Origin of the sequence: Halolamina sp. CBA1230 (genome assembly GCF_002025255.2) — an archaeon.
Lineage (GTDB): Archaea > Halobacteriota > Halobacteria > Halobacteriales > Haloferacaceae > Halolamina.
Map to the genome: position 1 here is coordinate 2,720,609 of NZ_CP054587.1, position 14,538 is coordinate 2,735,146.

The window sequence follows — 14,538 nt, forward strand, 5'->3', positions numbered from 1 at the left end:
CGGCGCGAAGAAGGGGGTATGGACGACGAATCAAGAGGCGCGCTCTCGCCGTTCTACCCCTCGGAGACGCCCACGCTCCGCGGCAACGGCCGGAAGTGGGCGGCGATCCTCGTCGCCGTCCTCCTCCTCGTCGGCTCGCTCGTCGGGTTCGTGATGGCGTTCCTCCCGCCCTGATTACTCGTCGAGGAAGTCGGGTTCGACGCGCTTCTCGTCGTACTCGGCTTCGAGATGCTCGCGGAACGCGTCGGGGTCGACGCCGTCTTCCTCGCGCTCGAAGCGGTCCCGGACCGAGATGGTGCCGCTCTCCTCCTCGTCGCTGCCGACGATGATCATGTACGGCAGTCGGTCGTCGTGAGCCTGCCGGATCTTCCGGCCGACCGTCCAGTCCCGATCCTCGACCTCGACGCGGAACTCCGAGAGCTCGTTTTTCACGCGGTGGGCGTACCCCAGCGCGTCGTCGGAGACGGGGAGGATGCGCACCTGCTCGGGCGCGAGCCAGAGCGGGAACTGGCCGTCGAAGTGTTCGATCAGCACCATGAAGATGCGCTCGTAGGAGCCGTACAGCGCGCGGTGGATCATCACCGGGCGGTGGTCCTCGTTGTCCTCGCCCGTGTAGGTCAGGTCGAACCGCTCGGGCATGTTGAAGTCGAGCTGGACCGTCGGGCCGTCCCAGGAGCGCCCGAGCGCGTCGCGGAACGAGAAGTCGATCTTCGGGCCGTAGAACGCGCCGTCGCCCGGCTCGATCCCGTAGTCGTACCCCTCGGAGTCGAGCACCTCCCGGAGCTGCTCCTCGGCGGTCTCCCAGATTTCGTCGCTGCCGACGGACTTCTCGGGGCGGGTCGCGAGGTCGACGTCGACTTCGAGATCGAACTGGCCGATCAGCGTGAAGATCATCTCCATGATCTCCCGGACCTCGGCCTCGATGTCCTCGGGCTTGACGAACAGGTGGCCGTCGTCGATGGTGAACGCCCACGTCCGGGAGAGCCCGGAGAGCTCGCCGCGCTGCTCCTTGCGGTACACTTTGCCGTTCTCGAAGTAGCGCTCGGGCAGGTCGCGGTAGGACCAGGACGACTGATCGAAGATGGTCGCGTGGCCCGGGCAGTTCATCGGCTTCAGCCCGTACTCCTCGTCGTTCACCTCGAGGAGGAACATGTCGTCGCGGTAGTTGTCGTAGTGGCCCGACTGCTTCCAGAGTTCGGTGCGGAACAGGTGGGGGGTCTCGACCTGTTCGTACCCCGCCTCGCGGTTGAGTTCGTTGACGTAGTCCTCCAGCTCCTGTAGGATCGTCTTCCCCGCGGGGTGGTAGAGGGGGAGCCCCGGCCCCGTCACGTCGGGGACGGAGAACAGGTCCATCTCCTGGCCGATGCGGCGGTGGTCGCGCTCCTTGGCCTCCTCGCGCATCCGGAGGAACTCCTCCAGATCGTCCTCGGACTCGAACGCCGTCCCGTACACCCGGGTCAGCGTCGCGTTCTCCTCGTCGCCGCGCCAGTACGCCGAGGAGATGTTGAGCAGCTCCGTCGCGCCGATCTCGCCGGTCGACTCGACGTGGGGGCCCTGACAGAGATCCTCCCAGCCGTCCTGGCGGTAGAAGCTGACCGTCTCGGCGTCGGCGGCCTCCTCTTCGAGGATCTCCCGCTTGAAGCGGTTGTCCTCGTACTTCTCGAACGCTTCCTCGCGGGAGCGTTCGACCCGCTCGATGTCGTAGTCGGCCTCGACGATCGCGTCCATCTCCTCCTCGATCGCGTCGAGATCCTCCTCCTCCAGGTCGACCGCCGTCACGTCGTAGTAGAAGCCGTCCTCCGTGGGCGGGCCGATAGTGAGCTTCGCCTCGGGGTGGAGCCGCTGGAGCGCCTGCGCGAACACGTGGGCCGCGGAGTGGCGCAGCACGTCCAGGTACTCGTCGGACTGGTCGGTGACGATCTCGAGGCGGGCGCCGTCGTGAAGCGTCTCCTCCTTCGCGACGAGTTCGCCGTCGACGACCCCCGCGACGGTGTCCGCCCCCAGTCCGGGGCCGATCTCGTAGGCCGCGTCCTCGACCGTGGCGTCGTCCGGGACGGAGAGTTCGGATCCGTCCGGGAGTACGACCGTGATCTGGCTCATACGCCACGCAACTCCCCACGGGGATTAAGGCTTGTTGAGACGCGTTGGCGGAGCTCCGCAACGCTTTCCACTCAGATCTCGACCGCCTCGCCGCCCGCCGCGCGCTCGATGCCGATCACGGCCGCGGCGCCGACGGCCAGCGCGACGAGGGACGTCATCGTCGCCGCCCGGCGACGCGCGAGTGCCCACTTCACGCCGTGGGAGACGGTGAACAGCCCGAAGACATCGCCCACAAGGAAGGTGACGATAGTCGGCGTCTGGGGAACAGTGACGCCGGTTCGCCGAATACGATCGCGATGAGGCTGGACCGACAGTCACCGGGTTCCTCGTCGACCCTGAACCGGCCGTCCCACGTTGTCGCGCTCTCGTTGGGGGGGTAAAGAAACTACAGACGGTTATCAGTCCGGAAAGCCATCGTTCGAGACAGCTGTAGGCAGTCTGACTCACGCTGGTGAATACCGGAGCAGCGAGTGAGCAGAGTGAACCACTCCAGCGGCGAGACTGAAAGCCAACCGCCGGGCCGCGTAGCAACCAGTCAACGGGGCAGCGATCACGATCGAGCCACAATCGGCCGACACGGCGCCCCGTCGACGAGTGCGACACTGGGTGAACTACAGACCCGTGACGGCTGGCGATTCGTCGCCGTGTGCCGGGCACAGCGAGACTGAAACAGCGTGGATCATCTTCGGCCTCCTACGCGTCGATGGGCATGCGTGGCTCAAGCGGTGCTCGGTCGTCGACGCCCAGTCCTGACTCGCTGAATCGCCAGTGCGAGAGCATTGACCTCCTCCCACGGCTTCAGCCGTGGGATTCCACGCGCGGTAGGCATCCTGGTGATACCGCACCCGGTGGCAAATTTCCCCTTGCGGGTACTCCGGTTCGCGGGGGTCTGGTTTGGCCCCATCCGGGGTTTGGCGTGTTCGCCCTCGCGGGCCGTATCCACTCCCAGCGACCGTCGTCCCCGGTTGCTCACCGGGCCGCGGGCCGGGCCATCGACCCGACGCACCGCCACCGATGGCGGTGCGTCCCAAGCCGGCGCAGGGTTGCTTTTTGATTGCCCTTGCGGGCCACGTGGACGCCCTCGCTGGAACGGTGTGGTAGCCTTTCGTCCGCCGGGCAGACCCCAACCCAACTGCCACGTTTTCGCCGTCTTGCCTACCGCTGTATACGGCTGCCGGCAGATTAAGGATTGGGGATGCAGACAGCCATCGACGGCGGAACGGTCGGCCGTGGTGTCGCTCACACCCACCCCTGAAGAGGTGGGCTTCCGCTCGCTATGTGTCACACGACGACAGCATCACCATCCAGCGGGGGTAGCCAGTGTGCCGGGCTACAGTCGGGCGGAGCGCGACGTCGGCTGACCAGTTCCTTCACACCGTGATTCTCACGGGGCCCCACGGCATCGCTGGAGCGGCGCTGCGCGTGGCTTGTACGCTGTGCCGCCAAGGCGGTTGTTGCGGATGTGCCCAGCTCTGTAGTTCGCTGCAGCAGCCACCGTCACCGCTGCGTGGCGCACAGGCCACACTCGGCGGGACGGTGGCCGTTGCTGTGGCGGTAAGCACCGAGACGTCCGCACCAGCAATCGCTTGGGGCAGTCACTGCTCCGCGACGCTGGGCGGCCTACGCGTCTGGCGTCACCATCTCCCCGCTCGCCGCGCGCTCGATCGCGATGACGACGGCGGCGCCGACGACCGCTGCGACGGCGAACAGGCCGATCGCTGCCGGAGACCATCCGGCCTCAAGTCGCTGGCCAGTCTGGACGACCGGCGCCCGGAGCGCGCCCACGACCAGCGCGACGAGGAACGTCATCGTCGCCGTCTGCCAGTGGTCGAGCGCCCACCGGACCGCGTGTGCGACGGTGAACAGGCCGACGACGCCGCCCGCGAGGAACGTGACGATCGTCGGTGTCCCCCGCGGGAGCGCAACTGTGCCGCCACGTGCGACTGCGAGGAGCGCATCGATGAACGCATTCAGGTGATCGATCATGTAGGCGTACTGCCCCAGCAGGAGCAGGAGTAGGGATCCCGAGACCCCCGGGAGAATCATCGCACTCACCGCCACCGTCCCGGCGAGAAACGTCACGACGGGGCCGTGGCCCAGCGCGCCCTCGGCCTGCCCCGAGAGCAGGAACGCGATCGCGAACCCTGCCAGCGCGGCGGCCTGTCGCCCGCGGGTGTCGAACTGCATCTCGCGGCGCAGCAGCCACGCCGAGGCGCCGATCAGGCCGAAAAAGCCGCCGAACGTCGCCGCGGGGTACGCCGCCATCGCGTGCTCGAGGACGCGGGAGACCGTCACCACGGCGGTGGCGATCCCCAGCCCCAGCACCGCGAGGAAGATCCCGTCGATCTCCCGGAACGCGTCGATCCCGTCGGCGCGGCGGTCGGGCAGCGGCGTGGCGACGATGTCGAGCAGTCGGTCGGGTTCGACGGCGGTGATCGCGTCGATCAGCCGGGTGTAGATCCCCGTCAGCAGCGCGATCGTCCCGCCGGAGACGCCGGGCACCGCGTCGGCGGCGCCCATCGCGATCCCGCGAAGGTAGACGCCGAGCGACTCCCGTCCGACCATTAGTTCGTTGGGCGTGCGGCGGGGGCGAGCGTGTCGACCGCGACGCCGATCGTGTTCGGGGCGTCGACGCTCCCGGTGGTCGTCGAGCCGTCCGCCGACTCAGCCGTCACGGGGCGGTCGGGCGCGGCGACGCTGCTGGCGTTCCCGCTCGTGGTGTCGTTCTCGCTCCCGTTCTCGGCACCCTCGGGCGCCTGCGTCCGGCGTTCGAGCGTGATCTGCTTGGGCTCCTCGTCGACGCCCAGCACCTTCCCCTCGGCGACGTCGAACTGCTGACCGTACTGGATCCGGTAGCCGCTCTCGTTGATCGTCGCCGGCGACGAGACGGTGTAGTTCGAGACCGCGCGCACGCTCACGTTCGTGTAGCCGTCCTCGGGGCCGAACTCGTCGTACCCCGTCGTCGAGTACGGCAGCGTCAGCGTGAACTCACCGTCTTCGTCGGTCTGGGCGTGCTGAGTGTAGGTGAACGTCTCGTTCGAGGCGGGCATCCGCATCTGGACGGAGGCGGTCACCTCGGTGTTGGCGGGCGCGTTCGACCCCTCGATCGTCGCGCCGGGCACCTTCTCGAACGTCTTCACCCACGAGGGCGTGGTGGACGCCTGCTGGTAGATCAGCCCGTAGAGCTGGGGGGCGCCCAGCCGGGCCTGCCGGATGTCGTTGCTCTGGAAGTTGCGGTTCTGGGCCTGGCTCGCCTTCGCCAGCCGGTAGTGTTCCAGCGCGGGGATGTCCTCCTGCGGGAACGGGCCGACGCCGCCGATCTGTGCGCTGCCGTCCTCCTCGACGTACGCACGGGCGGCGCTCATGTTGGGGAAGCGCTGGATCAGCTGTTCGTCCGACATCACGGTCCGTGCATCGAACGTCTCGCCGTTCTGGTTGGTCAGCTCGGTCATCTCCCAGTCGACCACGAACGGTTGGACGTCCTGCGCGGAGCCGTGGTAGCGGTACAGTCGGACCATCATGCTCTCGTAGTACCGCTGCTCGTACGTCCGGGCGGAGCCGCTGACGAACGCGCCCTGCTCGGTCTCGTTGAGCTGGTACACCGGCGGCGCGAAGTCGCTGAAGGAGACGTTCGCGTCGTCGTAGAACGTCACCGGCGCGCTGAACTTCGAGGTGACCGAGGCCATCTGGTAGTCGATCATCACGTAGCGGGTCTGTTCACCCGGCTGGGCGCGGCGGTCGAGCACGTCCTGGGCCTGGCTCTCGTTGGGCGCGAGCAGGTAGTTCGCGGCGTTGGTCGCGCCCTGCTGGAACGGGTTGGCGTTCGGGATGCGTTGGCTCTGGGTGGTGATCCAGTGGCCGTAGTCCCACCACGACATCACGCCGTACGCGCCGTCGGGGTACTCGAAGTCGTCCGTCTTCTCGTAAGCGCCGTAGTAGTCCATGTCCTCGGCGTTCCCAGCGCCACCGAGGTTCCCCTCCTCGGGGGTGTTGTTCTGCATCCAGTCGAACGTGCCCTGCCACGCGAGGATGGCGCCGGGGCCGGTGCTGTTGCCGGCCTGGACCGACGTCGACGTCTGTATGCCGGGGCTACCGGGCGTCCCGCCGAGCGTGACCGGCACCGCGAGCACGGGGGCAGCGACGAGTAGTAGGACGGCGGCGATGGTGAGCACCTGGTGGCCCTCCAGCTCCTCGACGAACATGATCGCGCCGACGAGGGTGGCAGCCGCGACGGTCACCGCCGCGAGGCGGTAGTCGAGCAGCAGCAGGCCGAACACGACCGGCACCGTCGCGAGCCCGATCGTGCGGACCTCGATATCGGCCGCCCGCAGCGCGCTGTCGACGTCGATGTAGTCGAGCACGCGCCCGAACAGGTACGCGTTCGCGACGACGACGACGACGGCGAGGTAGTAGTTGAACCGAACCTGGGTGAACGCCATCGAGGTGATGAACGCGGCCCAGGTCACGAACAGCAGGTCGGTCGCCTCGTACTCGGCGATGAGTGGGGCTCCGGCGAGGAGCGCAGCGACGATCAGCAGGCCGAGCACCTGGTGGTCGACGCCGAGGACGTTACCGATCATGGTCGGCAGCGGCGTCAGGAAGATCAGCGCGGCGACGCCCAGGCTGCCGACGAGGTAGGTGTACGCGCGCTGGGTCCCCTTGCGGATCAGCGGGCGGGCGTGGAGGAGGATGACCGCGAGGATCGCGGTGAACAGCGTGATCCCGTACTCCATGATGATCCGCTCGGCGCCGGTGTTGAGGCCGTACTGCTGGATGGAGGTGGGGCTGAGGAACGGCATGGCCTCCGAGATGGTTCGCGTGGCGGCGTCGGCGCTGAAGCCGACGATACTCAGAAGGTTTCCAGTGATGCCGCTGAACAGCCCCTCCGCGACGACCGAAACTACGATCGTCCCAACCGCGCCGATCCCGAGGATCGCGACGGGGAAGTAGGTCGCGTTGAGGTCCTCGCGCTCCCAGTACCGAGCGAGTGCGGCGAAGAACACTGCCGCCGCGGCGACGGAGAACGCGGCGAGCGGCTGGAGGAGGGAGTGAGCAGTCGTTCCGGTCCCAATCGTGTCGATCAGGAGGACGCTCATCACGCCGGTGACGCCCATCGAGACGGCTACTGCGAAGGCGACCGGCTCGGGAGTGTTACCGTGAACGACATCGGCGATCACGTTCACTGTGAGGAACAGGCCGACGATCCCGATCAGGAACACGGCAGGCGGCCACGCCCAGAGAAACAGGCCGACCAGGACGCCGGCAGCGACGGACCACAGGAGCGGTTCCTTGGTCGTATCGAGTTCGCGAGACTCGAACTCCTCACGGACAACCTCCCAGACGGGCATGGTTCGCTCCGCGACGGCCACGGCGCCGAACAGGCCGACCATCGCCATTCCCATGAAGAACGGCTCGACCGCGTTGTGGTCAGCAGCGCCGACGAGCGTTCGCCGGAGGAACAGGCCGGGAAGGAGCGCAAGGAGGAACACGCCGAACAGGCCGCCGATGCGGTTGCTGAACCGTTTCCCGATGAAGTAGACGGGGACCACGGCGAGGGCACCGAAGACGGCCGGCGAGACGAGGAGGACTTTGGCGATGAGAGTCTCGCTCGGGGAACCGAGGCCGATGATCAGGGCGACGAGGGCGATCAGCTGGTCGTAGAGCGTCCCGAACTGTCCCGCGAACACGCCAACTGGGAACCCTGTCCAGGGGTCGTACGGCATGACGCCGGGGAAGTTCAGCGTGCTGTACGTGCTCTGTCGCAGGTGGTACCAGGCGTCGTTCCCGGAGAAGTACACCTCGTTGTTTTGGAGGAACCGGGAGTAGCTCTGCATTCGGACCCAGAACATCCACGCCATCGCGAGGAGGAGCGCGGGGACGTGATACCAGTCAGTTGCCGTATGGCGGAGTGACTGGAGTAAGTCGTCATGTTCGCTGCGCGAACTCATTGGCGTGAATCGTAGCAAAAAGGGGATAAGGTTTGTGTATCGCTCTGAGCGAGGCGTCGTCGTCGGTGAGTCCTCGGGTGCAGGGAGCGAGCCCGTCCGATATCGCTGCGATGGAGGAGTCGAACGCTTTTTGCGGGTGTCACGAGTAGCCGCCGCCAATGAAGGTCTCCGTCGTCATCTGCACGTACTCGATGGATCGGTACGAGGTGTTCTGCGACGCGGTCGACAGTGTGCTCGAGCAGACGTACGAGCCGGTCGAGATCGTGCTGGTCGTCGACGGTAACGAAACCGTGTTCGAACGCGTGCGCGAGGCGTACGGGGGTATCGAGAACGTCGTCTGCCACAACAACGACGAGAACCGCGGGATTTCCTACAGTCGGACGAAGGGCGCGGAGCTCGCGTCGGGGGAGATCGTCGCGTTCATCGACGACGACGCCGCCGCCGAACCGGACTGGGTGGAACAGCTGGTCGAGGTGTACGAGGAGACGGACGCCATCGCCGTCGGCGGCGACGTGAGGCCCAACTGGCAGACCGAGAAACCGGAGTTCTTCCCGGAGGAGTTCTACTGGCTCGTTGGCTGTGTGGAACCGGGGTTCGCAGAAGACGGCGAGGAGGTCCGGAACACGTACGGCTCGAACATCTCCTACCGGCGCGAGAACTTTCTGGAGGTCGGCGGCTACGACCCGAACACGGGGCGGAAGGGGGACAAACATCTGCAGGCCCACGAAGCACCCGTGGGAGTCCGACTGCTCGAGGAGTACGGGCGGGGGATGGTGTTCACCGAGGACGCGGTGGTCAATCACACGCTGTTCGACTACCGCGGGGAGTTCGACTGGCTGGTGTCGCGCTCGTTCTGGCAGGGGTACTCCAAACGCGTGATGGATCTGCTGTATCCGGACGCGCCCGACGACAAGAGCGCGTATCTGGAGCAGTTGATGACGGAGCGCGTTCCGGGGCGGCTGAAGGGGCTGGTGCGGTCGCCGTCGGCGGCGGCGGTGAAGCAGTTGCTCGCGATCTTCGTGTTCACTGGTGCGGTGGGGCTGGGGTATCTGTACGCGATCCTGACGCCGGACGTGGTGGAGAAGGCTAACTCGTAGGCGCCGGGACGTCGTCGCGTTTCTCGCCGAGGAGGAACTCGTAGTAGTAGCCCAGGCCACGGCAGGCGAGCATGGCGATCGAGAGGAACACGAACGCCAGGCGAGTGAAGGTGGAGTCGGGGTCGTTTTCGTCGCCGTCGCCGATGTCGTCCCCACTGGGCGTCGGTGGAATACCGGGATTGCCGAATCGGTCCGGGTAGTAGCGCTGTTTCTGACAGAACCCTCGGCCGACACGGAAGTTCTTCTTCGCCAGCGCGTCGAAGCTGGTGCGCGCGGGATGGTAGACGACAGCGTCCTCGGCGTACCCCTGTTCGTACCCGGCTTCGTGGACGCGCTCGCCGAACTCCCGGTCGCCGCTGGAGATGAGTCGGCTGTCGAAGGTGCCCACGTCCTCGAACACCTCGCGGCGCACGAGCAGCGCGCACGTGGGCGCGTAGTGTTCGTTCTCGAGGTACTGCTTCACGGGGAACCCAGTGCGGGCGTTGAACCGACCGACGAGCGTGTCCTCGGGGAGCGTGAGTTCGACGTTGCAGCCGAGGTAGTCGGCGTTCTGTTCGTCCATCGCCTGGAGGGCGGTTTCGAGCCAGTCGTCGTCGACAGTCTCGTCGGCGTCGATGAAGGCGAGCACGTCGCCGTCGGCGTGTTGGATACCTTTGTTGCGGGCGGCGTAGGAACCCTGGATCTCGTCCTCAACGAGGAGGTGAACGTTTTCGTGGTCTTGAGTGTAGTTGCGGATTACGTCGCGGGTGTCGTCGGTGGAGCCGTTGTCGACGACGAGGATTTCGAGAGTTGCAGGTTGCGTTACCGATTGGGTGATGGAGTCAAGTGTGTCCGAAACCCCAGCAGGATCGTTGTACACCGGAATGACCACGGAGACATTGGACTCTCGGGTCACTCGTCTGTTCGCGTTGCGAGTAAGTGAACTTCGTCGTTACGCTGTCGAAGGACCTCCACTGAGAGCCCTCCAGACTCCAACACATCGGTCACCTCGGATTGTTCAACGTGGCTGGGATGTACCTCCACTAGAACGATCCTCGCGTTTCGGAGTCCATTGTCGAACCCTTCGAGTACATCGAGTTCTCCCCCTTCGACGTCGATTTTCATCACGTCCGGAAGGGGAAGGGACTCCTCTCGGGCCAGTTCGTCGCCCGGAACGACATTCACGTCGATGGATTCGGAACTTGTGGAGGTGTTCTGAAGTGAGAATGTACCGACCCCGGCAACGCTTTGATCCGACTCCGGGGGCGCTAAGCTGGCCTTCTCTCGGTGCTCACCGAGAGCGTATTTCACGATGGTAGCATCGATACCGTTCAGCTGGCAGTTTTTCTGTGCTCGTCGAGCGTTGTCAGGAAACGGTTCGACTGCGATAGTTCGCTCCACCTTCTGTCCGACGTAGCACGAATAAGTGCCGATGTTCGCGCCAATGTCCCAGAAAACGTCGTCCGGACGGACCCGTTCCAGAAGGCACTCGATCACGAAATCCTCGTCTTGGTAGTCGGTGACTCGTAAGAATTCACGGAAAGAATCCACGTTGAACGAGGACTCTATCTCCCCGACTGATCTCTTGACTGTTCCGGAGTTGAGCCGGTAACGGAGTTGAAGGAGTCGCCATTCCAGATGATCTGTGATAGAGGAAAATACGGAATTTGCCATTCTTCTTGTAAAGGGCGGCTCGTACCGTTCTAAGTTTTCCGAATCCAGAAACCGCACCGACTACCTCAAGATGTGACGGAAATAAATCCTTACCGAGCGTAGTGTCTGGATCACCTTCAGAAGATAGGAGATCAAATAGATCCCCAGAGGAAGCTGACTGCTCTGGGTCCTGTTCTTGACTCTTTCAGGAGAGGGAGGTAGTAAGCGAAGTGGGGATACCGGATGCATGGCGAGGCTGTGTCGCTTCCAGAGTTGCACCTGCCCCTCACCGATTCGGTCAGCCTTCTTCATCAAGGAAACAAGGGAAGTGCGAGCAGGGTGCTCTACGACTATATCAGGTGCGTAGTCGAGAGTAAAGCCACGATCGCTGACCCTCTTCCCGAATTCCTTGTCACCACCAGAAACCAGCGTTTCGTCGAATTGTCCGACCTGCTTGATCACCTCCCGACGCACCGCCAGCGCACACGTGGGAGCGAATCGTTTGGTCTCCAGATAGTGTTGCACCGGAAGTCCCATCGCAACATCGTATCGTGCCCAGATCGAGTCCTCGCCGTTGGGAACATACATTTCGACGTTGCAACCGAGGTAGTCTACACTTGAACTCCGGAACTTTTCGGAGATATCCGCTACCCAGCGTTCACCCACCGTGACATCTGCATCGATGAACGCAAGAACCTCCCCAGACGCATGTTGGATTCCGGTATTCCGAGCGGCGTACGAACTCTGGATATCCGTTTCGGAGTGGCCAAACACGAGATCGGGGTATCCCTCTTCGAACTCTCTAATCACATCTGGTGTCGAATCCGTCGAGTCGTTGTCGACGACGATGATCTCGTACTCGGGATGGCTGGATTGTTCCGTCAACGAACGTAGTGTCTCTTTGATCCCTTCCGGGTCATTGAACACGGGAATTATCACAGATATCATGATGACCACGGAATGTCAGGGTTCATCCCATCGACACCAGAACAGGCTAATTCGTGAAGATATCGAAATACTGCTCGCCGCCGTCACAGGCGATCAGCACGACATGAGCGTCCTCGTCGTCCTCGGCGATGTCACGAGCGACTTTCAGCGCGGCGCTGCTGGACGTGCCGATCAGGAGACCGTGTTCGGTCGCGGCAGTTCGAGCGAACGAGACTGCAGTTTCGTCGTCCACAGACTCGACGCGATCGATGTAGTCGAACCACATCGTCGGTGTCTCACCGCTCTTTCCAAGTCCCTCGATTCGAGTGCTGTACTCGACCGGCTCGTCGCCGTAGAAGGCAGAACTAATGTTCGATTTCTCGGCGTCGACGCCGACGATTTCGACGGACGGGTCCTGCTCCTTGATGTGTTTCCCGATCCCCGACAGTGTTCCACCGGTCCCCATCGGACAGACGACGTGAGTCAGTTCGTCGGTCTGGTCCCAGAGCTCCGGGCCGGTCCACTTCTCGTGCACCTGCGGGTTCAGTTGGTTCTGGTACTGGTTCAGGAAGATGCCACCACGCTCGTCGGCAATAGCTCGGGCGCGGTTCCGATAGTGGTCCTCGTGATCGGAGTCAACGTCGGGGCAGGTGACGAGGTCGGCACCAAGGGACTCGACGTATCCCATCTTTTGCCCGCTCGTCGTCTCGGGAGTGGTGATCACGCTCTCGTATCCGAGCCTGTTGGCAGCGAGAGCAACTCCCCCGGCGGTGTTACCGGACGACGCCTCGACGACGAGGTCGTCCTCGGATAGCTTCCCGGATCGTTGCATCTCCAGAATCATGCCGACAGCAATCCGGTCTTTCATTGATCCGGTGGGGTTCTCTTTTTCGAGTTTGACTCTGAGGTCGCCGGCGAGCGGTTCCGGATACTCGATCAGTGACGTGCCCCCAATGAGGGAGAGGATAGGGTCTTCGATGTTGTACGGTAGCATACTGTGTTTCTGTCGTCTCTTATCGCGGTGTTGTTGCATCGCCTTCGCCGTGATCATGCAGCCTCCGCCGTCGGCAATATCGTCGAACGGATTCTCCTCCCCCATTATTTGCTGGAACGCAAAGCCGGTTGTTAAACTGATTGGTTTTTTACCCGTCGAAGCGAACGAGTGGCACAAGCCTTCGACTAAGATGAAATCTAAAATCGAGTTGTCCGATGAGATCTGGTCCGAGCGCGAGAACGTGTTCGTTCGCGGTCACGCTTTCCACGAGGACGAATACATGGAAGCTGCCGAAATCAGTGAGTTGGTCCGGGAAACTGAGGGAGTGAGCGGACTGGCTTCCCTCCTCAAGGATTTCAACGGCTTCTACTCTATCGTCGTGGACCGAGACGAGCAAACCCTCATCGCCTCGGATCGGATGCGCACTGGGCCGGTGTTCTACGCCTCGACGGAGAACGATTTTCTGATCACCGATGACTGCGGCTGGATACTCGAGCGAACGACAGAGAATCACCGATCCGACCTCTCTGAGATTGAATACGAAAGAAGTCGTATTGTAACGGGCCCGAATACGCTGTATCAGGAGATCGACCAACTCCAATCCGGAGAGATAGTCGTCCTCGACAAGACAGAGAACGAAATCGAACGTCGTCGACACCACGTCCACACCACCTCAAACGAGGAGTACGATCCCGAGGAACTCGGAGAGGAGTTCATCGACGTGCTCGACAACGTATTCGACCGAGTGATTCGTGCCGCTCAGGGGAGACAGATCGTTGTCCCACTCAGTGGCGGCTACGACTCACGCTTGATCGCGCTGATGCTGAAACGATCGGGCTACGAGAACGTCATGACGTACTCGGATAAGTCGAGTGGGTCGAAAAACGCCGAAGTCGCTAAGAAGGTAGCTGAGAACTTGGATCTACCATGGTCAACCGTAGATATCACCCACTCTGACTGGCGGTCGTTCTACAATTCAGAGAGATGGGGTGAATACTTCGACAAGGCTGGGTACCTCGGCAGCTTGCCGATCCCTACTCATATATTCACTCTAGAGAAACTCATCGAAGAAGGCGAAATTACCCGAGACGCCATAGTTCTCCCTGGTCATTCCGCTCTGGATACTATGAAGGCGACTCCAGAGAGATTGGAGGGAAAGAGCGACATTGACCTCGGGGAACTGACTTCTCTGATCGTCGATCAGCACTTCAAGTACAACACCCACATACAGATACCACAACGAAGACTGGCTAATCGAGTCGCCGGATCGATCGGAATGGACACACCCGATGAACCCGAATCGGCTGTAGAAGCGTTCGAACGGTGGCGTTTGAAGGAGCGCAGGACGAAACTGATCGTGAACGGGAATCGCCCGTTTGATTTTGTCGGTTTGGACTGCTGGATACCCCTGGAGGACGAGGAGCTGTATCAATTTTGGCGAAACGTGCCGATGGAACAGAAGAGACACAGATCGTTCTACGAACAGTACATTACTGATATATATACACGAACGGCTGGCATAAATCCGGAAGAGGCGGACGAGATCGCAGACACTACTCTGAAGACGAAGATAGCGGATGTGATCCGCGAATACCCAATTTGGCCACTGGTCAAGAATGGCTACGAACACTGGGAAGAGAGTCGTCTACGACGTGAAATATCCAAACGTTTTGAGGTGCATGAGAGGTACCGAAGTGACCCCCGGTTAGGAATACTGACCGAAAAACAGTTCAAAAATCTATACAACGGTCAGAACTACCAATTCTATCCTCTACTGGCCCGGATGACAACCGGGAATATATCAACAGGGGAATAGCTGCTCTCTGGCAAAATGGAGTCA

At 62.6% G+C, this 14,538-nt stretch carries 11 protein-coding genes; 3 read left to right on the plus strand and 8 right to left on the minus strand.

Going from position 1 to position 14,538, the window contains the following annotated elements; translation table 11 throughout:
* The first annotated feature begins 18 nt into the window (after window positions 1-18).
* On the plus strand, window positions 19-174 hold the full coding sequence (locus B4589_RS14245) for a hypothetical protein (RefSeq protein WP_158081188.1): 156 nt from the start codon (window positions 19-21) through the stop codon (window positions 172-174).
* On the opposite strand, the gene thrS is transcribed toward B4589_RS14245, so the two are convergent.
* The 4 genes from thrS to B4589_RS14265 all read right to left on the minus strand — a co-directional run bounded on the left by thrS (window position 175) and on the right by B4589_RS14265 (window position 8,048).
* Window positions 175-2,100 carry a threonine--tRNA ligase gene (gene thrS, locus B4589_RS14250; RefSeq protein ID WP_079234892.1) on the minus strand — a complete coding sequence of 642 codons (1,926 nt, stop codon included), beginning with the start codon at window positions 2,098-2,100 and terminating at the stop codon, window positions 175-177.
* A gap of 71 nt (window positions 2,101-2,171) precedes the next feature.
* Window positions 2,172-2,333 carry a hypothetical protein gene (locus tag B4589_RS14255; protein WP_255246098.1) on the minus strand — a complete coding sequence of 54 codons (162 nt, stop codon included), beginning with the start codon at window positions 2,331-2,333 and terminating at the stop codon, window positions 2,172-2,174.
* Window positions 2,334-3,720: 1,387 nt separating this feature from the next.
* Window positions 3,721-4,665: a DUF368 domain-containing protein gene (locus B4589_RS14260; RefSeq protein ID WP_255246099.1), complete on the minus strand. Its 945-nt coding sequence runs from the start codon at window positions 4,663-4,665 to the stop codon at window positions 3,721-3,723.
* Complete coding sequence (locus tag B4589_RS14265) at window positions 4,665-8,048, minus strand: oligosaccharyl transferase, archaeosortase A system-associated (protein ID WP_079234893.1); 3,384 nt, start codon at window positions 8,046-8,048, stop codon at window positions 4,665-4,667. Before B4589_RS14265 ends, B4589_RS14260 begins: the two co-directional genes overlap by 1 nt.
* A 158-nt stretch (window positions 8,049-8,206) precedes the next feature.
* Between B4589_RS14265 and aglG the strand changes: the two genes are divergently transcribed.
* Complete coding sequence (gene aglG, locus B4589_RS14270) at window positions 8,207-9,145, plus strand: glucosyl-dolichyl phosphate glucuronosyltransferase (RefSeq protein ID WP_079234894.1); 939 nt, start codon at window positions 8,207-8,209, stop codon at window positions 9,143-9,145.
* On the opposite strand, the gene B4589_RS14275 is transcribed toward aglG, so the two are convergent.
* The 4 genes from B4589_RS14275 to B4589_RS14290 are packed head-to-tail and all read right to left on the minus strand — an operon-like array spanning window position 9,135 to window position 12,803.
* A complete protein-coding gene (locus tag B4589_RS14275) occupies window positions 9,135-10,016 on the minus strand; it encodes a glycosyltransferase family 2 protein (RefSeq protein WP_303625876.1) in 882 nt (293 codons plus the stop codon). The genes aglG and B4589_RS14275 overlap by 11 nt on opposite strands.
* A 20-nt stretch (window positions 10,017-10,036) precedes the next feature.
* A complete protein-coding gene (locus tag B4589_RS14280; RefSeq protein WP_217920468.1) occupies window positions 10,037-10,855 on the minus strand; it encodes an FkbM family methyltransferase in 819 nt (272 codons plus the stop codon).
* Window positions 10,856-10,858: 3 nt separating this feature from the next.
* On the minus strand, window positions 10,859-11,725 hold the full coding sequence (locus B4589_RS14285) for a glycosyltransferase family 2 protein (protein WP_079235250.1): 867 nt from the start codon (window positions 11,723-11,725) through the stop codon (window positions 10,859-10,861).
* A 46-nt stretch (window positions 11,726-11,771) separates the two neighbouring features.
* On the minus strand, window positions 11,772-12,803 hold the full coding sequence (locus B4589_RS14290; protein ID WP_255246100.1) for a PLP-dependent cysteine synthase family protein: 1,032 nt from the start codon (window positions 12,801-12,803) through the stop codon (window positions 11,772-11,774).
* Window positions 12,804-12,888: 85 nt separating this feature from the next.
* Here B4589_RS14290 and B4589_RS14295 point away from each other — a divergent pair, with 85 nt between their 5' ends.
* Window positions 12,889-14,514, plus strand: a complete 1,626-nt coding sequence (locus tag B4589_RS14295; RefSeq protein WP_079234897.1) for an asparagine synthetase B family protein — start codon at window positions 12,889-12,891, stop codon at window positions 14,512-14,514.
* Window positions 14,515-14,538 lie beyond the last annotated feature (24 nt).